Raw genomic sequence first — 20,133 nt, 5'->3', positions numbered from 1 at the left:
GCAGCTCGGGCCCAGACTCAGTCCCGGGCGCCGGTCTCCATGTCGTCCTTGGCGATGGTGCTGTCCCGCAGGCGCTGCTCCTGGTAGGCCACCCGGCCCACACGGTGCGCGACGGCCGGCGCGGTGATCATCGTGAACAGGCCCACGAGCACCAGCATCCAGACGTCGACGGAGTCCGTCATCCGGACGATCGCGCCTGCGAGCAGGAGGAGCAGGCCGAGCGTCTGCGGTTTCGTGGCCGCGTGCATGCGGGTCAGCGTGTCCGGGAACCGGATGATGCCGATCGCGGCGGTCACCGCGAAGACGGCACCCGTCAGGAACAGGATCGAGGAGACGACGTCGACGATCATCGCAGTCCTCCCGTCCGCGGCGCGATGTCCGGCGTCTCGTCGGGCGGCGACGGGGCCGTACCGGCATCGTCGGGCACCCGGAACCGCACCACCGAGACCGAGCCGACGAAGCCGACGAGCGAGAGCGCCACGATGCCGGGGATGACCGACGAGTTGCGACTGTACGCCGCCCACACCGCGAGCCCGCCGACGGCGATGGCGACCAGTGCGTCGACGGCGACGACCCGGTCCAGCGTGTTCGGGCCGCGCAGCAGGCGGTAGGCGGTGAGGAAGGCGGCGATCATCAGGATCACGCCGGTGATGACGAAGACGACGGTCATGCCTTCTCCTCTCCCTCGGGCTGCTGCGTCCTGCGGTAGGCGATCTCGGGCGCGGCCATCCGCCGGGCGTCGCCGGCCAGACTGCGCGAGCCCGGGGTGACGTGGTGGTACTCGTCGTCGTCGATGCCGTGCATCGGGCTGGCGTGCCACTCGTTGTCGCGCTCGAAGGCGTTGATGAACAGGCGCTCGAGGCGAGCGGTGCTGCGGTAGAACTGCCGCACCGCCTTCTCGCTGCTCACGTCGACCACATGCACGTAGAGCAGGCGCCGTTTGGTGTCGATGTCGAGCACCATGGTGCCCGGGATCAGGTTCATCATGTCGACCAGCAGCGTGAGCACCAGGTCGGACTTGATCGAGACCTTCGCCCGAAGGACCGCGCTCAGCGGCATCGACCCGGGCCGGATCGCCAGCCAGGCCACCTCGATCGACGAGCGGAACATCTCCACGATGAAGACGCCGATCAGCTTGAGCAGTGCCCCGAGGTGCACGCGGCCCTCGACGGGGACCGGGGGCAGCGGCAGGAGCAGGAGGATCGCGAGCCCCACGAGCAGGCCGCCCGCGATGTTGCCCCAGGTCACGCTGCCCCACAGCATCACCCACACGGCGTCCAGCCAGAGCAGTTGCCCGAGCTTGACGAGGACGGCGCGGCCGTCGCGCAGATCGGGCAGGACGCGGTTCACGAGTCGCTTAGCCATGCGCGCCTCCCTCGCGGTTCTGCGATGCGCCGGTGCCGGGCGCATCGCCCGGTGCGTCGGCCAGCGGCTGGTACGCGTGCCAGCCGCCGTCACCGTCGGGTGTCTTGAGCTTCCCGAGGGACTCCGGGCCGAGCACCGCCTCGATGTAGTCGGCGCGGCCGATCAGCTGTGCCGCGGCGCGGTCGGTGACGCTGAACATCGGTCCCGCGAGGAGCGCGAGGATGAGCCCGACGCCGAGCAGGCCCGCTGTGGGCGCGACCATGCTCATCGGCATCCGACCCGGATCCTCGCGGTCGGCGAACTCGATCACGTCGGCGTCGTCGAGGAGGGCCTCCGGATGAGCGCCGGCCAGCTGCCCCTCGGGGGCGTCGGCGCGGGCGCGCCAGAAGGCCTTCGTCCACACGCGGATCACCGCGTACAGCGTCAGCAGGCTGGTGATCACGCTGCCCGCCACCAGCAGCCACGCCACGACCGAACCCTGCTGCACGCCGGCCTCGATCAGGCCCACCTTGCCGATGAACCCCGAGAAGGGCGGGATGCCGCCGAGGTTCAGCGCGGGGAGGAAGAACAGGATCGCGAGCACCGGGCTGGCCGCGGCGAGCCCGCCGAGGCGGCGCAGCGAGGCCGCGCCCGCCTGCCGTTCGATGAGCCCCACCACCAGGAACAGCGTCGTCTGCACCAGGATGTGGTGCACCACGTAGTAGATCGTCGAGCTCAGGCCCAACGGCGTCGAGAGCGCGATGCCGAAGATCATGTAGCCGATGTGGCTCACCAGGGTGAACGAGAGCAGGCGCTTGATGTCGGTCTGTGCGATGGCGCCGAGGATGCCGACGATCATCGTGAGCAGGCCCGCGATCATCAGCACGGTGTCGAGCGAGCCGCCCGGGAAGAGCAGCGTGTGCGCCCGGATGATCGCGTAGACGCCGACCTTGGTCAGCAATCCCGCGAAGACCGCGGTGACCGGCGCCGGCGCCGTCGGATAGGAGTCGGGCAGCCACGTCGACAGCGGGAAGACGGCCGCCTTGATCCCGAAGGCCACGAGCAGCACCGCGAACAGCGTGGTCCGGGTTCCGGATGGCAGGTCCTGCAGCTTGATCGCCATGTCCGCCAGGTTCAGCGTGCCCGTCGCGAAGTAGGCGTAGGCGATGCCCAGCAGGAAGACCACCGACGAGACCATCGAGACCATCACGTACGAGACGCCCGCCCGGATGCGGTCGGCGCTGCCGCCCACCGTCAACAGGACGAAGCTCGCGGCGAGCAGCATTTCGAAGGAGACGAACAGGTTGAACAGGTCGCCCGCGAGGAAGGCGTTGCACACGCCCGCCGCGAGGATCAGGTAGGTGGGGTAGAAGATCGAGACGGGCTGGTGCTCATCGCCGTCGCGGATACCCTGGCCGACCGAGTAGACGAGGACGCCCAGCAGCACGATCGCCGAGACCAGCAACATGAGCGCCGCCAGCTGATCCGCCACCAGCGTGATGCCCAGCGGCCCGCCCTTGCCGTCACGATCGCCCCACCCGCCGACGTGCAGAGCGACGGTGCCGTGCCGGTCGGTGTAGTAGAGCATCGCCGCGGCCACCGCGACGATGGCGGTGAGCGAGAACAGCGAGATCAGGCGCTGCAGCCGGGGGTGCCGGCCCATCACCATGGTGATGGCGGCCGCCACGATCGGCAGCACCGTCGGCAGCGGGATGAGGGCGAGCATCAACGATTCGGTCATCGCTCGTCCTCCTTCTCAGCGGGCGGCAACTGCTTCTCGCGCGGCACGCTGGGCAGGGGCAGCGCGCCCGTGTCGACCACGTCGACGCGGGCCTGCTTGAGTTCCTCGGCCGACAGCAGCTCACCGTCGGGGCCGTAGGCGTCGCCCAGGGCCGACGGTGCGCCCGTGATCGGGTCGTCCGAGGCGTCGTAGTCGGGGTCGTCGGCGGCGATGTCCACGTCGCGCTCGAGCACCTTCGTGTCCTCGGGGTCGTCGTCGACCTCGTCGTCGGTGTTGATGGTGAAGGAGCGGTAGGCGAGGGCGAGGATGAACGCCGCCATGCCCATCGTGATGACGATGGCGGTGAGGATCATCGCCTGCGCCAGCGGGTCCGCCTCCGTGAGCCGCCCTGAAGAGAAGTACCCGACGATGGGCGGGTTCCCGGGCGGGGACGACAGCGCGAGCAGCAGCAGATTCACCGCGTTGCCGAACAAGATGATGCCCATGAGCATGCGGGTCAGGCTGCGGTCGAGCAGCAGGTACACGCCGGTGGCGACCATGACCGCGATGGCGGCGAAGAGTCCGATGTCGACGATCACCGTGCGCCACCCCCCGTCTGGACGGGCAGGGGCGAGGTCATGTCGGCGGGGGATCCCTCCAGGTCGAGTCGTGCGCCGAGACTGCGCAGCACGTCGAGGACCAGGCCCACGACGATGAGATACACGCCGGCGTCGAAGATCAGCGCTGTCACCACCTTGACGTCACCGAAGACCGGCAGGGTGAACTCGAAGGCGACCGACGACATCGCCGGGGCGCCCGCGAGCAGCGAGACGATGGTGCCGCCCGCGGCGAGCAGCAGGCCGGTGCCGAGGATGCGGCCCGCGTCGAGCGGGAGGGCCTCCCCGATCTCGTACCGGCCGCCCGCGAGGTAGCGCAGAACCAGCGCGAGGCCGGCGGTGAGGCCGCCGGCGAAGCCGCCGCCCGGCGCGTTGTGGCCGGCGAAGAAGAAGTAGACCGAGACCACCATGATCGTGGGGAAGGCCAGGCGCGAGGTGATCTCCAGGACCAGCGAGCGGTGCCGCGGGTCGCGGAGCGCGGAGCCGCGAAGCCAGGTGGTGCCCGGTGCGGCGGCGGCCGCGGCCGCCGCCGCGGCGCTGACCCGCGGCGCGGAGCCGAACCGGCGGTTCCGGAAGACGAGCGAGGCGACGCCCGTCGCCGCGACCAGCAGCACCGAGATCTCGCCGAAGGTGTCCCAGGCGCGGATGTCCACCAGGATGACGTTGACGGTGTTGTGCCCGTAGCCGAACTTGTAGGCCTGCTCGGGCAGACGGTCCGCGACGGGGGCCGCGACACGCGCGGCGCGGGCCGCGATCGCGACCACGACGACCATCGCAGCGACGGCCACGCCGAGCAGCGCCCGCGCCACCCGCGACGGTCGGCTGCCGGTGATCGGCGCCTCGGCGGGCAGCTTGCGCAGCACCAGGACGAAGATCACCAGGGTCAGCGTCTCGACCAGGAACTGCGTCAACGCCAGGTCGGGTGCGCCGTAGATCGCGAAGATCACGCCCGTGCCGTAGCCCGTCACGCCCACGACGAGCACCGTCGCCAGGCGGTTGCGCAGCAGCACGGCCGTCAGCGCGGCGGCGCACATCAGCACCGAGATCGCGAGGAACAGCGGCGAGGCCTCGACCCGCAGGTCGGGCCGCGCCCGGGTCCCGAAGGTCAGCACCAGGACCGGTAGCAGCACCAGCGTCAGCAGGATCGTTCCCTGGGTGAGCGGCAGCGAACCGCGCTGCGTGCTCTGGGTCATGCGCAGCGACAGCACGTCGGCGCCGCGCAGGGTGGCGTCGTAGAGCCGGTCGGCGTTGCCCAGGAGCACGCTGTTTCGCCGCCGCAGCCGGGAGAACGGGCTGTGCGGCTGGGCGATGACGATGCCGGTCCCGATGATCAGCACCGTCAGCAGCAGCGGGAGCGTGAAGCCGTGCCACAGCGCGAGGTGGTACGGGTCGTCCGCGGGCGGGAAGTACTGATCGGGGTACTCGGCCAGCACGTGGTCGAGCCACGGTGAGAGGACACCGTCGACCAGGCTGAGGACCGCGAGCAGCGCGGGCCCGGCCAGGAACAGCGGGCTGATCGCGTGCATGTTCTCGACGGCGCTGGTCGGCTTGGCCTGGCCCTTGCGGCCGAAGGCGCCCCAGAGGAACCGGATGCTGTAGGCCACCGTCAGCGCCGAGCCGGCGCACAGGCCGACGAGCAGCACCACCGGGATCGGCGACGGCAGGGAGGCATGCAGCATCGTCTCGAGCGCCGCCTCCTTGCCGACGAAGCCGTACAGCGGCGGGATGCCCGCCATCGACGCGGCGGCCAGGGCGGCGATCACCGCGAGTACCTTCTGCTTGTCGCCGAGCATCGCCAGCCGCCGGATGTCGCGTGTGCCGGTGGCGTGGTCGATGATGCCGACCACCATGAAGAGCGTCGCCTTGAACAGGGCGTGCGCGGTGAGCATCGTCATCCCCGCGAGCGCGACGTTCCGTTCGCCGGTGCCGACCAGCACCATGAGCATGCCGAGCTGGCTGACGGTGCCGAAGGCCAGGATGAGTTTGAGGTCGAACTCGCGCAGCGCGCGCCAGCCCGCCAGGATCATCGTCAGAATGCCCAGGCCCAGCACGATCACCCGCCAGGCGTTCAGGTGGGAGAAGGCCGGAGCCAGCAGCGCGACGAGGTAGATGCCCGCCTTGACCATTGCGGCGGCGTGCAGGTACCCCGAGACCGGCGTGGGCGCCGCCATGGCGCCGGGGAGCCAGAAGTGGAACGGGACGATCGCGGACTTGCTGATCGCGCCGATCAGGATCAGCACGACGCCCACCTCGACGCCGAGGGAGATGGTCGCCGGGTCGGCCATCGCGCGGGCGATGATCTCGGAGAACAGGTACGTGCCGTAGTGCTCGCCCAGCTCGACGATGCCGACCAGCATCGCGAGGCCGCCGAGCGTGGTGACCAGCAGCGCCTGGGTGGCCGCGCGGCGGCTGGTGGCGCGCTCGGCGTAGTACCCGACGAGCAGGAAGCTGAGCACCGAGGTGAGCTCCCAGAAGACGTACATCGCCAGCATGTTGTCGCTGACGACGAGGCCGAACATGACGGCCATGAAGGCGACCAGTTCGGCTGCGAAGGTGGGTAGCTTGCGGGTGTTCGAGACTCCGGTGAAATAACCCGCGCAGTAGACCAGGATGACCGCGCCGATCCCGAGGACCAGGACCGACATGATCGCGCCGAGCTCGGTGAGCCGCAGCTCGAGGTTCATGTGCAGCGCGGGGACCCACTGCAGGGACTCGGTCCGTGCGGGTTCGCCGGAGACCGGCCACACGGTGATGACCCACGCCAAAGCCGCGGCCGGGACCACCGCGAGCCCGAGGAAGGCGCGCGCGCCGAAACGGCCGACCGCGACCGGTGCGGCTAAGGTCGCCAATGATAAACAGATGAGAATGACAAGCAATGGGCACTCCGTCCTTGGTGAGCGGGGTGTCGTTCTTTGTTGATTCTACCGGTGAGGGATCTCGGGAGCTGCATGGACCAGATGACGGATCGTCCGACCACTTCGTTCGGGTCTGCGCGTCGGCGCGTCGGGCCGGCCGTCGCGTCACTTCTGGCGGTCGCCGGGCTGCTCCTGGGCACCGCCGCGTGCAAGGGCGACACCAAGGACGCGCCCACCGCCACGGTGACCCTCCCGGCCACCTTCCCCAAGGGTGATGTGCCGCTGGTCGACGGGAACCTCATCGACGCGGGCGAGCGCTCCCAGGGCGGCGTGACCGTCTTCAACGTGACGGTTCAGGCCAAGCCCGAGGGGTACGACGAGGCGAAGAAGAAGCTCGTCGCCGCCGGCTACACCGCCCTCGGTGACGGCGGTGCGGGCGGAGCGTCGCGGTCGGCGCAGTTCTCGGGCAAGGGCTACATCGTCACCGTGAGCTCCGTCCAGGCCGGCGCCGTTCCGGACGCCGTGTTCTACGCCGTCAGCAAGGCGTAGACCTGGGTCGGGGCAGTTCGCTGGGCGGTCGCGGTTCCGCGTGACTCGCGATCGACCATGCCACCCTGCAGCGATCGCCGCCCTCGTCGGTCCGCCGTTCCCGCCGGCCCGGCACCGCCGACCGGCGGCTACGAGGTCCGACGGTCCGCGTACGCCTGCAGGTCCGCGACCTGGTCCGGGTCCAAGGACGGGCGGACGGCCCGGCGTGCCGCCTCGACGTCCGCGGCGGTGACGGTGGCCGTGTCCAGATCCCGGCGCATCGCGGTCAGTGCGGCCTCGCGCAGCAGTGCGGTGCAGTCCGCGGCCGAGTAGCCGTCGAGCCGCTCGGCGAGCGCCGGAAGGTCCACGTCGTCGGCCAGCGGTATCGACCGCGAGCCGGTCCGCAGGATCTCCGCGCGGGCCTCGGCGTCCGGCGGCGGCACGAAGATCAGTCGCTCCAGCCGGCCCGGTCGCAGCAGCGCCGGGTCGATCAGGTCCGGCCGGTTCGTCGCGCCCAGCACCACCACGTCGCGGAGGGGCTCGGCACCGTCGAGCTCGGTGAGCAGCGCGGCGACGACCTTGTCGCCCACCCCGGAATCCGACGACTGCCCGCGGCGCGGGGCGAGCGCGTCGACCTCGTCCAGGAAGATCAACGACGGTGCGCTGCCCCGTGCCCGGGCGAACAGGTCGCGGACGGCCTTCTCCGATTCGCCGACCCACTTGTTCATGAGCTCGGCGCCCTTGACCGCGTGCACCGACAGTTGGCCCGACGCGGCGAGCGCGCGGACCACGAAGGTCTTGCCGCAGCCGGGCGGACCGTAGAGCAGCACGCCGCGCGGCGGCTCGACGCCGAGGCGCGCGAAGGTGTCCGGGTGGCGCAGCGGCCACAGCACGGTCTCGGTGAGGGCCTGCTTCGTCTCGACCATGTCGCCCACGTCGTCCAGGGTGATCGACCCGACCGACACCTCCTCGGTCGCCGACCGCGACACCGGCCGGATCACCGACAGCGCGCCGAGCAGGTCGGGTTGGGTGATGGAAAGGGAGTGATCCGCACTGTCGTTCAGCACCCGCGCGGCCGCACGCAGCGCACCTTCCCGGCACAGCGCCGCCAGGTCGGCGGCCACGAACCCGGGTGCGCGCAGCGCCACCTCGTGCGGGTCGAGGCCGACGGTCGGCGCCTCCCGCAGCAGCAGCTCGAGCAGCTTCTCCCGCTGCCCCACGTCCGGGAGGTCGACGGCGACCGTCCGGTCCGCGAGGTCCGGCTCCCGCAGTCGCGAGTCGAGGTCGCCGGGCGCGGAGGTGGTCGCGATGAGCGCGACCCGCGGCGTGGCGACGGCGCGACGCAGTTCGTCGAGGATCAACGCCCCGACCGGCTCGCGCGCCGCGGGGAGCAGGGCCTCGACGTCGCGGACCAGCAGCGCCGCCCCGGATCCGTCGACCGCGGCCCGGACCTGCGCGACGGCGTCCCGCACCCGCTGGAGCCGCGCCTGCGGCTCCAGCGCGCCGGTGAAGGCACCGTCGAGCTCGACGAGGGGGCGCGGCGCCACGACGGCTCGTGCCACGGTCGCCTTGCCGCCGCCCGTGGGCCCGGTGACGAGCACCCCGAGCCGCGCGGGTGCGCCCAGCTTCTCGAGCAGCTCCGGCTCGTCGAGCGCCAGCGACAGCCACTCGGTGAGGCGCTTGACCGCGGTGTCCGCGCCGACGAGGTCCGCGACGGGTCGCACCGCGGGCGCTTCGGCCTCGGGCGCCTCCTCCGCGAGCGTCACGATCTCCGACGGTGCCGCAGGAGCCTGCTCGTCCGCCCACAGCACGGCGGAGTTCGGCTGCACCGACACCGGCCCGGGTGCGGGATCGACGGACACGACCGTGAGCAGCTCGTTCGTCCACGTGATCCCGACCAGCCGCGCGAGCTGCTGGGTGGCCTCGGCGTTCGACGTGCCGGGCCCGAGGTCGCGCGGGAGCAGCGACACGCTGTCGCCGGGCATCATCACCTTGCCGAGGAGGGCCTGCCGGAGGGCGGCACCGTCGAGGGCGTTGCGGGTGAGGGCGCTGCCGCGCAGGAGGACCCGCTTCGCGCCGTAGACGACGGCCGGCGTGATCACGACCGTCGCGTCCTCGCGGAGACCGCAGTTGGCGATCGTCAGCTCGTCCAGGAGCGCGACCCCGGGGGCGCTGCCCGACGGTGCCGCCGCCACGACCGCCGCGGTGCGGCGCGCGCCGAGCAGTTCGATGCCGTCCCATTCGCGCAGGCCGAGGGCAGCGAGCGCCTCCGGATGGATCCGGACGATGCCCCGCCGCGCCTCGAGGGCCGAGGTCTGCAGACGGACGGTGAGCGACAGGTTCGGCACGACGTCCAGATTAGCCAGCGGACCCGACCCGTGGCGGTATCAGTCGTCGCGGCCCGGTCGGCGCAGGCCGAGGCGGGCGGCGGACCGTCCGCTCCCGCGGCGGATGGTCGCGGCGCGGCGCTTGGGGCGCAGCGGCCGGCGGTCCGGGTGGCGCATCTGCCGACGCATCTGGCGGCGTTCGGCGGGCTTGCTGTCCCAGGCCTCGGGCCGGGCGACGACCCACCGCTTCGAGCGCCACGCGAAGGGGATGTGCAGCAGGTAGATCGCGATCACCACGAGCAGCGCGATGTACGGGTAGGTGAGCATCAGCGCGACCAGGCCCGCGACCACCACGAGCACGCCGGCGGCCTTCGCGGGCTCGACGGTCATGGTCTTGAAGCTGGAGGTGGGGATCCGTGAGACGGTGAGCGCGGCGACCAGGAGCGTCCAGATCGCGACGGCGGGTGTGCTGACCCACCACCCCTTGCCCCATTCCTGTTGCGCGGCCAGCGGGGCCAGCACGAGCAGCGCGCCGGCGGGCGCGGGCACGCCGACGAAGAAGTCCTTGGTGTACGCGGGGGCCGTGGGGTCGGCGGCGAGGGTGTTGAACCGGGCGAGCCGGAGCACCATCGCGACCGCGAACAACAGCGCGACGATCCAGCCCACCGGCGAACCCGGGAACACGACGAAGTACAGGATCAGAGCGGGCGTCACGCCGAAGTTGATCGCGTCGGCCAGCGAGTCGAGCTCGGCGCCGATCTTGGTGGCGGCGCCCAGCAGGCGGGCGACCCGGCCGTCGAGGCCGTCGAGGATCGCCGCGACCACGACCAGCATGATCGCCAGGTCGACCTTGCCGGCCGCGGCGAACCGCACGCCGGTCAGGCCGGCGCACAGCGCTGCCACGGTCAGCACCGACGGCAGGATCATGATCCCGACGGGGCGCGGCTGCTCCTGACGGGCCGGACTCACGGCTGCGCGACCGGGAGGTGCGCTATCACGGTCTCAGCCGCTACGGCGCGCTGTCCGCTGTAGACGGCGAGCTCGGTGCCGGCGGGGAAGTAGGTGTCCACCCGCGAGCCGAACCGGATGATGCCGTAGGTCTCGCCGAGTTCCAGCTGGTCGCCCGGCGCGCAGTCGGTGCGGATGCGGCGCGCCACGAGGCCCGCGATCTGCACGACGCCGACGGGACCGTATTCGGTGGCCAGGCGCACCGTCGTGCGCTCGTTGGCGTCGCTGGCCTCGGGGAGGTCGGCGGAGAGGAACTTGCCGTCGGTGTGCACCACGGAGTCGACCACGCCGGCCAGCGGGGAGCGCTGCACGTGCGCGTCGAAGACCGACAGGAAGATCGAGACGCGGGGCAGCGGCTGATCGCCCAGGCCCAGCTCGCGCGGGGGGACGTGCTCGTCCACGAGGGTGACCTCGCCGTCCGCGGGGGCGACCGCGACGCCCTCCAGTGTGGGCGTCACGCGGGGCGGGTGCCGGAAGAAGGCGGCGCACGCGGCGGCGGTGAGCAGCGCGGGCACGCGGATCCAGCCCTTGCGGTAGCCGACCGCCGCCACCCCGAGGGACCCCGCGATGAACGGGGTGCCCGCGGGGTGCAGCGGCGGGACGGTGTGCCGGATCAGCTCGGCGATGTGCTCGATACCGGTGGAGTGCTCGGTCAGATGCCCGTCGACCGGCGTGCGAGGTCGGCGCGCCACCTAACGTCCCTTCAGTTCAGTGCTCATGTCGGGTGACATTCTCGCACCCGACGGTGCGATCACTTGCGTCCGGTGACCAGCTTCACGATGAAGAGGAGGATGCAGGCGCCCGCGATCGCGGTGAAGAACGTGAACCAGTACCCCCCGCCCTTCACGTCGATCCCGAGCTTGGTGAGGATGAAGCCGCCGAGGAGGCCGCCGATGATGCCGACCACGACGTTGAGGATGAAACCCATCTGCTTGTCGGTGCCCATGAACTTGCTGGCGATCCAGCCGGCGAGGCCGCCGATGATGATCCACCCGATCCATCCGACCTTGTCGGGCGTGAACGGTTCGGCGAGAAGCGTGTCGGCGTACTGGGTGATCATGTGTGCCTCCTAGTGAGTGCCGTTCAGGTCAACGACGTCCACCGTCGCGCCCTCGGCCAGGTGCTCGACCTCGGGCGGAACGTCCAGCAGACAATCCGCCTGTGCAAGCCATCGTAGGTAGTGCGAACCCGGTCCGCCCAGCACCGAGACCGAATCGGTACCGTCGTGCTCCTTGGTCAGGCGTCCGCGCAGGTACTGGCGCTTCCCGGGGATCGAGTCCACCGGCTCGGCGAGCCGCGCGGACCGTCGGGGACGGTCCGGCAGGCCCATCGCTGCCCGCAGGGCCGGGCGCAGGAAGACCTCGAACGAGACGAGGGCGCTGACGGGGTTCCCGGGGAAGGTCACGAAGGGCACGCGCGCCCCGCCCAGGTCGACGGTGCCGCACCCCTGCGGCATGCCCGGCTGCATGGCGACCTTGGCGAACTCGACGCCGCGGTCCGCGAGGGCGTCCTTGACCACCTCGTACGCCCCGGCGCTGACGCCGCCCGTGGTGATGACGAGGTCGATCCCGCCCGCCGTGACGCGCTCGGCGAGCCGCGCCAGGAGCGAGTCCACCGAGTCCTCGACGAGGTGCAGCACCTCGACCGTGACCCCGCCCGACTCGGTCAGCGCGGCGGCCAGCATCTCGGCGTTCGACTCGTAGATCTGCCCCGGGAGAAGGGGCGTCCCCGGGCGGACCAGCTCGGACCCGGTGGACAGCACGGCGACGCGCAGCGGCTCGAGCACCGGCAGTGCGGTGAGCCCCAGCGCCGCCGCGAGGCCGACGGCGGGCGCGCTCACCCGCTCCCCGGCGCGCAGCGCCACCTCCCCGGCTTCGATGTCGCTGCCCGCGGCGCGGAAGAACCGCCCCGGCTCGGGTGCGAGGTCGATCCGCACGGTCGAGGTGCCGCCGTCGGTCTGCTCGACGGGGACGATGGCGTCGGCACCGTCGGGCAGGGGAGCGCCGGTCATGATGCGGCACGCCGCCCCGGGCGGGAGCGCGGGCACGTCGGTGCGGCCGGCGGGGATGTCGAAGGCGACGGGCAGCACCGCGCCCGCCGGGGCGTCGGCGGCGCGGACCGCGTAGCCGTCCATCGCCGAGTTGGTGAAGGGCGGCAGGGAGATCGGCGCGAGGACGTCGCGGGCCAGGACCAGGTCGGGACGCAGCCCGGGTCGCAGGTCGACGGTCCGCGGTGCCGGGATCAGTGCGGCGACCGCGGCCCGGTGCTCGTCCACCGACCTCATGCGCTCGGCGCGTTCGACGGTGCCGGGGCCTCCGACCGTGCCGGCGCGAGCCGGGTGAGCAGTAGTGCCTCGGCGAGCGCGGTGCGCCGCAGTTCACCGGGGTCGACGGACTCGTTGGGGGCGTGGATGCGGCACTGCGGCTCCTCGACGCCGAGCAGCGCGATCTCCGCCTGCGGTGCGGCCTTCCGCAGCTGCGTGCACAGCGGGATCGACCCGCCCTGGCCGCTGAAGGCGACCTCGGCACCGTCGTACGCCTCGGCGAGGGCCTCGCGGAGGACTGCGTAGGCGGGACCGGTGGTCTCCGCGGCGAAGGGCTCGCCGACGGCCTCGATGTGCGCGTCGACGTGCGCGCCCCACGGCGCGTTGGTGCGCAGGTGCGCTAGGAGCAGCTCGGTGGCGGCGTGCGGGTCGGTGCCCGGGGGTACGCGCAGGTTGAGCAGGGCGGCGGCGCGGGGCTGGATCGCGGCGGCGGCCGTGGCCGTAGCGGGGGCGTCCAGGCCGATGACGGTGAGCGCGGGGCGCGCCCACAGCTGGTCGGCGATGGTCCCGGAGCCGAGGATCGCGGCATCGTCGTAGATCGCGGCGTCGGTGGCGAACTGCGCCGGATCGTAGGGCTCTCCGGCCCAGCGGGCCGAGCTGTCGAGCCCGTCGATCGTGGTGTTGCCGAAGCCGTCCCGCAGGGTCGCGAGGAGGGCGATGAGGGCGGCGAGTGCGTCGGGTGCGGCGCCGCCGAAGGCGCCGGAGTGCAGGTCCGAGGTGCCGGTGCTGACCTCGACGCGGACGTTCGCAGCGCCGCGTAGCGAGGTGGTCAGCGTCGGCCGGCCGACCGCGACGTTGCCGGTGTCGCCGATGACGATGAGGTCGGCCTGCGCGAGCTCGGGACGCTGCGCGACGAGGTCCTCCAGGCCCACGCCGCCGCCCTCCTCGGAACCCTCGATGACGATGCGCACGCCCACAGGGAAGGTCCCGTCCTCCCCGCGGACCGCGCGCAGCGCTGTCAGGTGCGCCACGAGGTTGCCCTTGCAGTCCGCGGCGCCGCGGCCGTACCAGCGGTCCGTGCCGTCCGGGCCCGGCCGGGTGGTCAGAGTGAACGGGTCGGACTCCCAGGCCTCGCTCGGGCCGGGCGGCTGGACGTCGTGGTGGCTGTAGAGCAGCACCGTCGGCGCGCCCTCGGGTGCCGGTGCGTGCCCGACGATCGCGATGGACCCGTCGGAGGTCGTGATCCGCTCGACGTTCCCGATGCCCGCCTCGGTGAAGGCCTTCGCGACCCACTCCGCGGAGGCCGCGTTGGGCTCCGGGCCGAACTCGGGGGAGTCGTGCACCGACGGGTGCGCCACCAACTCGGCGAGGTCCGAGCGGGCCCGGTCCATCAGGGATTCGACGGTGCGCCGCAGGCTGCTGTCGGTCATCGGTTCACGATAGCGCGGCGCAGAGAGCCGATAGGCGTCCCGTGGTTCACTGAGATGACTCTGGAGGAGGAATCCATGGTGCGAAAGTCGATCGCAGCGGTGGGGGCAGCGCTGCTGCTCGCGGGCTGTTCCACAACGGTGGCGGGCACACCCGAGGCCGATCCGTCGGGGATGCCGAGGCCGGACACGGGCTCGTACGCGACAGCTCCGCGGACCGTCGAACCGATGACGGAGAAGGTGCAGGCCGCCGCGGAGGGGTTCCGGATGATGGAGATCATCCCGCTCGCCACCCAGATCGACGGCTCGGTCCGGTACCCGGGGAGGCCGGGCTTCGGTCGGATCTCGAGCTCCATCGGGTCAGCCATCGGTGACGGGGTCGGCACGGCGCTCGAGGGCCTGGAAGTGGGGGCGTACACGTCGGCCGGCGACAAGGCGCCGGGCTCGAAGTCGACCGATTCCGGTAAGGACCTGATCACGGGCGTGTTCCGGTTCAAGGACGAGGCCGCGGCGCGCGCGGCGGTCGGCAATCCGGCCGTCTTCGCCGACGACAAGGGTTTCGCGGGTTCCACGCCGACACCGAAGGTGCCCGTGACCGTCCCGGGATACGCGGATGCGAAGGCGTACACGAAGACGACCACGTACTCGACCAGCACCGTCGGACTGCTCGCGAGCGGGCGGTACGTCCTCGCCGGCTGGACGACGGGCTCGCTCGACTGGGTCAAGAAGTTCTTCGACCTGCAGATCCCGGCGTTGAAGGACTTCACGCCGACGCCGGTGGACAAGTTCTCCACCCTGACGCGCGACCACGACGATCTGCTCACGTACACCCTCGCGGAATCGACCCCGACCATCTACCAGGCCACGCTGAACGCCCGGACGATGACGCCCATGCAGAGCGATATCACTGCTGCCGTCAAGGATTTCGCCGACGCCGGCGTCGACTACATCGCCCGCGCCGGGAACAACGTCTATCGTGCGCGGGACGCAGCCGGTGCCTCGCTGCTCGCGGATCGGTTCATCACCGAGACGCGGACCTTCTACGCCGGGTCGACCGAGTCTAAGCCGAAGGGGGTGCCGGGCGGGCGCTGCCTGACCTATCCCTCGTACTCCGGATCCAAAGACACCCGTACGTACTGCGTCGCGCCGGTCGGGCGCTACCTGGCGGAGGTCTCCGATACGCAGCAGACGCGCGCGAACCAGGCCATCGGCGCGTCGTACCTGATCCTGCAGGGCGTGAAGTGAGAGTCCGCGCGGCACTGGCCGTCGTGGGTACGGCGCTTCTCCTCGCATCCTGCTCGTCCACGATCGCGGGTACTCCGGTCGCGGACCCGTCGGCGGTGCCGAAGCCGGACGTCGGCTCGTTCCCGACGGCCCCGCGCACCGTCGGCTCGCTCACGGACTCGCAGGCACGTGCTGCCGAGGGCTATCGCATGGCGGAGATCATCCCCATGCCGCCCGATGTCGATCCCTCGCAGCGGTACAACGGATCGATATCGGTCGGAAAGCCCAGTCTCGGACTGTCGTTCGGTGAGGGCGTGGGCAGTGCGCTCAAGGACATGGAGGTCGGCGCGTACTCGTCGGCGCAGTCGACCAAACCCGGCGTCTCGACCTTCGACACCCCGGGCACATCGCTGCTCATGGGCTTCGCCCGGATGAAGGACGCTGCCGCCGCGACGGCGGCGGTGTCCGACCCGGCGATCCTGGCGGCCGAGAAGCCTCAGTTCAGCACCTCGGAGCCGGCGAAGGAACAGGTCGCGATCCCGGGCTACTCGGCCGCGAAGGCCTACCGGATGACCTGGCCGTCGACCAAGACGGTGTCGATCGTGGCGGTGCTCGCGAGCGATCGGTACGTACTGTTCACCTACACCACCATGACCGCGGACGCGGTGAAGAAGTTCTTCGACCTGCAGACCAAGGCGCTGGGCGGCTTCACGCCGACTCCTGTCGACAGGTTCAGCACCCTCACCAAGGATCGGGACGACCTGTTGAAGTACACCCTGGCGGGCGAGGGCAACCGTGACGTCGTGCTGCCGGCGCGGACCGCGGTGGTCAACCAGTCGGACATCACCGGATCGGTGAAGAACTTCGCGGACGCCGGTGTCGATGTCGTCGCCCGCGCGGGCAACACGGTGTACCGCGCCAAGGATGCGGCCGGTGCTCGGCTGCTCGCGGACGCGTTCGTCGCGGAACTCAAGGGCTTCTACGCCGGCAACACGGCCTCCACGGTCAAGGGCGTGCCGGGCGGTCAGTGCCTGACCTATCCGCCGTACAAGGGGTCCAAGGATTCCCGGAGCTACTGCGTCGCCCCGGTCGGTCGGTATCTCGTCGAGGTCTCCGGCACCCAGCTCGAGAAGACCAAACAGGCCGTCGGCGCGTCGTACCTCGTCCTGCAGGGGGCGAAGTGAAGACCCGCGCGGCACTGGTGGTCGCCTCGGTGGCTCTCCTCGCAGCCTGCTCGACGACGGTGCCCGGCACCGCCGTCGTCGACCCCTCTGCGGTCCCGAAGCCGGAGTACGGCTCCAACCGCATCGAGCCCCGGGATGTCGGGACGGCCGACACCGCACTGGGTCTCGTGCTCGAGGGACGTCGGATGGCGGCGACGTCGCCGCTCGTCTTCGACATCGACCCCGCGATCCGCTACAGCAGCCAGGTGGAGACGGGGCGGCTCAACACCGGGCAGCGCAGCGTGAAGTTCATGATCGGGCAGCTCGGTGCGGACGCCTTCCGCGATCACGAGGTGGGTTTCTTCATCGGCGCGAGCGATCAGAAGCCCGGTGTCCGCAGCTCCTCGACCACGAAGTCCCGCGGTATCACGGTCGGGGTGCTGCGCATGCCGTCGCCGGCTCGAGCGGCGGCCGCCGTCACCGTCGGCCTGCGGGGCCGCGAGCCCGATGCGGACGCGGAGACTCCGGAGAAGAAGACGATATCGATTCCCGGTTACGACAAGGCGATCGCGTACTCGCAGGCGTTCAAGACCGGCACTCCGAACGTGGCGTTCCTCGCGTACAAGCAGTTCGTGATCTTCAGCTACGGCTCCTTCTCGCCGGTGCAGATCCAGAGGTACTTCGACGAGCAGACCAAGGGCCTCGACGGCTTCACGCCCACCCCCGTCGACAAGCTCACCACGCTCCCCGTCGACGACTCCGGTGTCGCGAAGTACACGCTCCCGCCGAGCACCGAGGACCCCACGCGCACAGGAACACTGCCGATCACGGTGGCCCTGCAGAACCAGCTCGACGTCACCAGTGCCAAGAAGGCCTTCGACGATGCCGGCGTCGACGCGGTCGGCGTCGGCAACAGCACCGTCTACCGCGCGAAGGACGCGGCAGCGGCGGTCCGGATGCAGAAGTCCTTCGTCGACGACGTCCGGAGCTTCTACTCGACGAACACGCCCATCGCCGCGAAGAACATCCCGGGCGTGGTGTGCATGGTGCTGCCGATGTACCCGGGCAGCTCCATCACCACCAACTGGTGCATCGCCACGGCGGGCCGATTCGTCGTCGAAGTCGCTGCGGGGCAGCAGCAACAGGTCGTCCAACGCATCGGCGCCGAGTACCTGATCCTGCGGGACGTGAAGTGAGGCGCGCGGCGCCGCAACAGCGCTGACGACGAAGGGCGCACCCTCGCCGGGTGCGCCCTTCGGTCGTGAGCCAGTGGGTTACTTCGCCTCGGCCTCGGTCTTGATGTGGGAGAGGGTCTGCTTCATGCCGACCAGCAGGCCGCGCTCGAAGTCCTCGTTGCCGCCCAGGAGCGCGGCGACGAGGCCGCTGCTCACCGCGGTCGTCTTGCCGCCGGCCGCCTCGCGACGCTCGACGACGGTGGTCTTGTCGCCGTCCGGCACCAGGGTGAAGCTCCAGACGGTGTGGTTCTCGGCCACACGGAAGGCCACGCGCTCGTTCGTCGTGAACTCGGTGACCCGGGTGTTGGTGGGCCAGACCTTCCAGCCCTGACGGTTGATGTTCAGCATCCGGCTGCCGACCTTGAGCGGGCCGCCGAACACGAACACCTTCTTGCACTGCGGGCTGCGACGGCCCATCGCCTCGAGGTCGGACACGACGGTCCAGACCTTCTCCACGGGCGCGTCGATCACGACGCTCGACTCCAATACGGGGGTTGCCATGACCGGATCCTACCCGGCAGTAGGAAGCGCCCGACGGTGCCGTGCTTCCGCCCGTGGCGGAACAGCCGGCATCGACCTTGCACTCGACCCTGTCGAGTGCTAGAAACGACTTAGCACTCGGATTACGTGAGTGCTAGGTCGAGTAGGTGAGACCGGGCCCTGTGCGCAACCCGCGCAGGTGACACGCCGGGTCGTCCGTCGCGGGCACCGAATCGACCTAGAAGACGTGTCCAAAGTACGGGCCGAACCGGCCCCTATCTGGAGGAATCACTTCGCAATGGCCAAGATCATCGCGTTCGACGAAGAGGCCCGCCGCGGTCTCGAGCGGGGCCTGAACGCCCTCGCCGACGCCGTCAAGGTGACGCTCGGCCCCAAGGGCCGCAACGTCGTGCTGGAGAAGAAGTGGGGCGCCCCCACGATCACCAACGACGGTGTTTCCATCGCCAAGGAGATCGAGCTCGAGGATCCCTACGAGAAGATCGGCGCCGAGCTCGTCAAGGAGGTCGCCAAGAAGACCGACGACGTCGCGGGCGACGGCACCACCACCGCCACCGTTCTGGCCCAGGCGCTCGTGCGCGAGGGCCTGCGGAACGTGGCCGCGGGTGCGAACCCGCTGGGCCTCAAGCGGGGCATCGAGAAGGCCGTCGCGGCCGTCACGGAGCACCTGCTCAAGGAGGCCAAGGAGGTCGAGACCAAGGAGCAGATCGCTGCTACCGCGGGCATCTCGGCCGGCGACCCCGCCATCGGTGAGCTCATCGCCGAGGCCATGGACAAGGTCGGCAAGGAAGGCGTCATCACCGTCGAGGAGAGCAACACCTTCGGGCTCCAGCTGGAGCTGACCGAGGGCATGCGCTTCGACAAGGGCTTCATCTCGGGCTACTTCGCCACGGACGCGGAGCGTCAGGAGGCCGTGCTCGAGGACGCCTACGTGCTGCTCGTCGCCGGCAAGATCTCGACCGTCAAGGACCTGCTGCCGCTGCTGGAGAAGGTCATCCAGTCGGGCAAGCCGCTCGCGATCATCGCCGAGGACGTCGAGGGCGAGGCCCTGTCGACGCTCATCGTCAACAAGATCCGCGGCACCTTCAAGTCGGTCGCCATCAAGGCCCCCGGCTTCGGCGATCGCCGCAAGGCGATGCTGCAGGACATGGCGATCCTCACCGGTGGCCAGGTCATCTCCGAGGAGATCGGCCTGTCGCTCGACACCGCCGGCCTCGAGGTGCTGGGTACCGCCCGCAAGGTCGTCGTGACCAAGGACGAGACCACCATCGTCGACGGCTCGGGCTCGCAGGAGCAGATCGCCGGCCGCGTGGCTCAGATCCGTGCCGAGATCGAGAACAGCGACTCGGATTACGACCGGGAGAAGCTGCAGGAGCGCCTCGCGAAGCTGGCCGGCGGCGTCGCCGTCATCAAGGCCGGCGCTGCGACCGAGGTCGAGCTCAAGGAGCGCAAGCACCGCATCGAGGATGCCGTGCGCAACGCCAAGGCCGCCGTCGAGGAGGGCATCGTCGCCGGTGGTGGCGTCGCTCTCGCGCAGTCCGGTTCCGTGTTCGACGCCCTCGCTCTCGAGGGTGACGAGGCCACCGGCGCGAACATCGTCAAGGTCGCGCTCGACGCCCCCGTCAAGCAGATCGCCTTCAACGCCGGCCTCGAGCCCGGCGTCGTGGCCGAGAAGGTCCGCAACTCGCCGTCCGGCACCGGCCTCAACGCCGCCACCGGCGTCTACGAGGACCTGCTGGTCGCCGGCATCAACGACCCGGTGAAGGTCACCCGCTCGGCGCTGCAGAACGCAGCCTCGATCGCGGCGCTGTTCCTCACCACCGAGGCCGTCGTCGCCGACAAGCCGGAGAAGGCCGGAGCGCCCATGGGCGATCCGACCGGCGGCATGGGCGGCATGGACTTCTAAGTCCTTCCCCCTCGGCTA

At 70.7% G+C, this 20,133-nt stretch carries 18 protein-coding genes; 5 read left to right on the top strand and 13 right to left on the bottom strand.

All coding sequences use genetic code 11. The features are described from left to right. Nucleotides 1-17: 17 nt before the first annotated feature. The 6 genes from mnhG to AXK60_RS10990 are packed head-to-tail and all read right to left on the bottom strand — an operon-like array spanning nucleotide 18 to nucleotide 6,557. Nucleotides 18-350 (bottom strand): monovalent cation/H(+) antiporter subunit G, encoded by a 333-nt coding sequence (gene mnhG / locus AXK60_RS11015; protein WP_068571177.1) that lies wholly within the window; start codon nucleotides 348-350, stop codon nucleotides 18-20. Then, the gene (locus AXK60_RS11010; RefSeq protein WP_068571176.1) at nucleotides 347-670 is read right to left on the bottom strand and encodes a monovalent cation/H+ antiporter complex subunit F; all 324 of its coding nucleotides are present in this window, start codon (nucleotides 668-670) and stop codon (nucleotides 347-349) included. The genes mnhG and AXK60_RS11010 overlap by 4 nt, the downstream gene beginning before the upstream one ends. After that, nucleotides 667-1,365 carry a Na+/H+ antiporter subunit E gene (locus AXK60_RS11005; protein ID WP_068571175.1) on the bottom strand — a complete coding sequence of 233 codons (699 nt, stop codon included), beginning with the start codon at nucleotides 1,363-1,365 and terminating at the stop codon, nucleotides 667-669. Before AXK60_RS11005 ends, AXK60_RS11010 begins: the two co-directional genes overlap by 4 nt. Continuing rightward, nucleotides 1,358-3,085: a Na+/H+ antiporter subunit D gene (locus AXK60_RS11000; protein ID WP_082777962.1), complete on the bottom strand. Its 1,728-nt coding sequence runs from the start codon at nucleotides 3,083-3,085 to the stop codon at nucleotides 1,358-1,360. The genes AXK60_RS11005 and AXK60_RS11000 overlap by 8 nt, the downstream gene beginning before the upstream one ends. After that, entirely contained in the window at nucleotides 3,082-3,663 is a 582-nt protein-coding gene (locus AXK60_RS10995) for a Na(+)/H(+) antiporter subunit C (RefSeq protein ID WP_068571174.1), read from the bottom strand. The genes AXK60_RS11000 and AXK60_RS10995 overlap by 4 nt, the downstream gene beginning before the upstream one ends. Beyond that, nucleotides 3,660-6,557 carry a Na+/H+ antiporter subunit A gene (locus AXK60_RS10990; RefSeq protein WP_068571173.1) on the bottom strand — a complete coding sequence of 966 codons (2,898 nt, stop codon included), beginning with the start codon at nucleotides 6,555-6,557 and terminating at the stop codon, nucleotides 3,660-3,662. Before AXK60_RS10990 ends, AXK60_RS10995 begins: the two co-directional genes overlap by 4 nt. An 81-nt stretch (nucleotides 6,558-6,638) precedes the next feature. Between AXK60_RS10990 and AXK60_RS10985 the strand changes: the two genes are divergently transcribed. Beyond that, nucleotides 6,639-7,085, top strand: coding sequence for a hypothetical protein (locus AXK60_RS10985; RefSeq protein ID WP_139057890.1), 447 nt, complete (start codon nucleotides 6,639-6,641; stop codon nucleotides 7,083-7,085). A 128-nt stretch (nucleotides 7,086-7,213) separates the two neighbouring features. On the opposite strand, the gene AXK60_RS10980 is transcribed toward AXK60_RS10985, so the two are convergent. Genes AXK60_RS10980 through AXK60_RS10955 form a run of 6 tightly spaced genes read right to left on the bottom strand, consistent with a single transcriptional unit; the run spans nucleotide 7,214 to nucleotide 14,092 of the window. Beyond that, a complete protein-coding gene (locus AXK60_RS10980; RefSeq protein WP_068571171.1) occupies nucleotides 7,214-9,412 on the bottom strand; it encodes an AAA family ATPase in 2,199 nt (732 codons plus the stop codon). Between the two features lie 39 nt (nucleotides 9,413-9,451). After that, a complete protein-coding gene (locus tag AXK60_RS10975) occupies nucleotides 9,452-10,318 on the bottom strand; it encodes a CDP-alcohol phosphatidyltransferase family protein (protein ID WP_068571494.1) in 867 nt (288 codons plus the stop codon). Nucleotides 10,319-10,356: 38 nt separating this feature from the next. Continuing rightward, nucleotides 10,357-11,091, bottom strand: a complete 735-nt coding sequence (locus AXK60_RS10970; protein ID WP_068571170.1) for a phosphatidylserine decarboxylase — start codon at nucleotides 11,089-11,091, stop codon at nucleotides 10,357-10,359. A 59-nt stretch (nucleotides 11,092-11,150) separates the two neighbouring features. Continuing rightward, nucleotides 11,151-11,459, bottom strand: a complete 309-nt coding sequence (locus AXK60_RS10965) for a GlsB/YeaQ/YmgE family stress response membrane protein (protein ID WP_068571169.1) — start codon at nucleotides 11,457-11,459, stop codon at nucleotides 11,151-11,153. Between the two features lie 9 nt (nucleotides 11,460-11,468). Further along, nucleotides 11,469-12,683 (bottom strand): molybdopterin molybdotransferase MoeA, encoded by a 1,215-nt coding sequence (locus tag AXK60_RS10960; protein ID WP_068571168.1) that lies wholly within the window; start codon nucleotides 12,681-12,683, stop codon nucleotides 11,469-11,471. Next, a complete protein-coding gene (locus tag AXK60_RS10955) occupies nucleotides 12,680-14,092 on the bottom strand; it encodes a M20/M25/M40 family metallo-hydrolase (protein WP_068571167.1) in 1,413 nt (470 codons plus the stop codon). The genes AXK60_RS10960 and AXK60_RS10955 overlap by 4 nt, the downstream gene beginning before the upstream one ends. A gap of 75 nt (nucleotides 14,093-14,167) precedes the next feature. Here AXK60_RS10955 and AXK60_RS10950 point away from each other — a divergent pair, with 75 nt between their 5' ends. The 3 genes from AXK60_RS10950 to AXK60_RS10940 are packed head-to-tail and all read left to right on the top strand — an operon-like array spanning nucleotide 14,168 to nucleotide 17,672. Then, nucleotides 14,168-15,334: a DUF7373 family lipoprotein gene (locus AXK60_RS10950; protein WP_139057889.1), complete on the top strand. Its 1,167-nt coding sequence runs from the start codon at nucleotides 14,168-14,170 to the stop codon at nucleotides 15,332-15,334. Nucleotides 15,335-15,357: 23 nt separating this feature from the next. Continuing rightward, nucleotides 15,358-16,497, top strand: coding sequence for a DUF7373 family lipoprotein (locus AXK60_RS10945; RefSeq protein ID WP_139057888.1), 1,140 nt, complete (start codon nucleotides 15,358-15,360; stop codon nucleotides 16,495-16,497). After that, nucleotides 16,494-17,672 carry a DUF7373 family lipoprotein gene (locus AXK60_RS10940; protein WP_068571164.1) on the top strand — a complete coding sequence of 393 codons (1,179 nt, stop codon included), beginning with the start codon at nucleotides 16,494-16,496 and terminating at the stop codon, nucleotides 17,670-17,672. The genes AXK60_RS10945 and AXK60_RS10940 overlap by 4 nt, the downstream gene beginning before the upstream one ends. A gap of 78 nt (nucleotides 17,673-17,750) precedes the next feature. Here AXK60_RS10940 and AXK60_RS10935 read toward each other — a convergent pair whose 3' ends face one another. Next, nucleotides 17,751-18,212, bottom strand: a complete 462-nt coding sequence (locus AXK60_RS10935; protein ID WP_068571163.1) for an SRPBCC family protein — start codon at nucleotides 18,210-18,212, stop codon at nucleotides 17,751-17,753. 277 nt (nucleotides 18,213-18,489) lie between these two features. Between AXK60_RS10935 and groL the strand changes: the two genes are divergently transcribed. Further along, a complete protein-coding gene (groL, locus tag AXK60_RS10930; protein ID WP_068571162.1) occupies nucleotides 18,490-20,115 on the top strand; it encodes a chaperonin GroEL in 1,626 nt (541 codons plus the stop codon). Nucleotides 20,116-20,133 lie beyond the last annotated feature (18 nt).

Origin of the sequence: Tsukamurella pseudospumae, from assembly GCF_001575195.1 — a bacterium.
In the GTDB taxonomy this organism is placed as follows: domain Bacteria; phylum Actinomycetota; class Actinomycetes; order Mycobacteriales; family Mycobacteriaceae; genus Tsukamurella; species Tsukamurella pseudospumae.
The sequence above is the reverse complement of the archived record's forward strand: the minus strand, read 5'-3'. Positions and strand labels throughout refer to the sequence as shown.

What these genes read in the sequence shown, in the direction of transcription:
- AXK60_RS11010 (WP_068571176.1), bottom strand. Translation starts at nt 670, where the DNA reads ATGACCGTCGTCTTCGTCATCACCGGCGTGATCCTGATGATCGCCGCC.
- groL (WP_068571162.1), top strand. Translation starts at nt 18,490, where the DNA reads ATGGCCAAGATCATCGCGTTCGACGAAGAGGCCCGCCGCGGTCTCGAG.
- AXK60_RS11000 (WP_082777962.1), bottom strand. Translation starts at nt 3,085, where the DNA reads ATGACCGAATCGTTGATGCTCGCCCTCATCCCGCTGCCGACGGTGCTG.
- AXK60_RS11005 (WP_068571175.1), bottom strand. Translation starts at nt 1,365, where the DNA reads ATGGCTAAGCGACTCGTGAACCGCGTCCTGCCCGATCTGCGCGACGGC.
- AXK60_RS10985 (WP_139057890.1), top strand. Translation starts at nt 6,639, where the DNA reads ATGACGGATCGTCCGACCACTTCGTTCGGGTCTGCGCGTCGGCGCGTC.
- AXK60_RS10955 (WP_068571167.1), bottom strand. Translation starts at nt 14,092, where the DNA reads ATGACCGACAGCAGCCTGCGGCGCACCGTCGAATCCCTGATGGACCGG.
- AXK60_RS10935 (WP_068571163.1), bottom strand. Translation starts at nt 18,212, where the DNA reads ATGGCAACCCCCGTATTGGAGTCGAGCGTCGTGATCGACGCGCCCGTG.
- AXK60_RS10965 (WP_068571169.1), bottom strand. Translation starts at nt 11,459, where the DNA reads ATGATCACCCAGTACGCCGACACGCTTCTCGCCGAACCGTTCACGCCC.
- AXK60_RS10975 (WP_068571494.1), bottom strand. Translation starts at nt 10,318, where the DNA reads ATGATCCTGCCGTCGGTGCTGACCGTGGCAGCGCTGTGCGCCGGCCTG.
- AXK60_RS10950 (WP_139057889.1), top strand. Translation starts at nt 14,168, where the DNA reads ATGGTGCGAAAGTCGATCGCAGCGGTGGGGGCAGCGCTGCTGCTCGCG.
- mnhG (WP_068571177.1), bottom strand. Translation starts at nt 350, where the DNA reads ATGATCGTCGACGTCGTCTCCTCGATCCTGTTCCTGACGGGTGCCGTC.
- AXK60_RS10960 (WP_068571168.1), bottom strand. Translation starts at nt 12,683, where the DNA reads ATGAGGTCGGTGGACGAGCACCGGGCCGCGGTCGCCGCACTGATCCCG.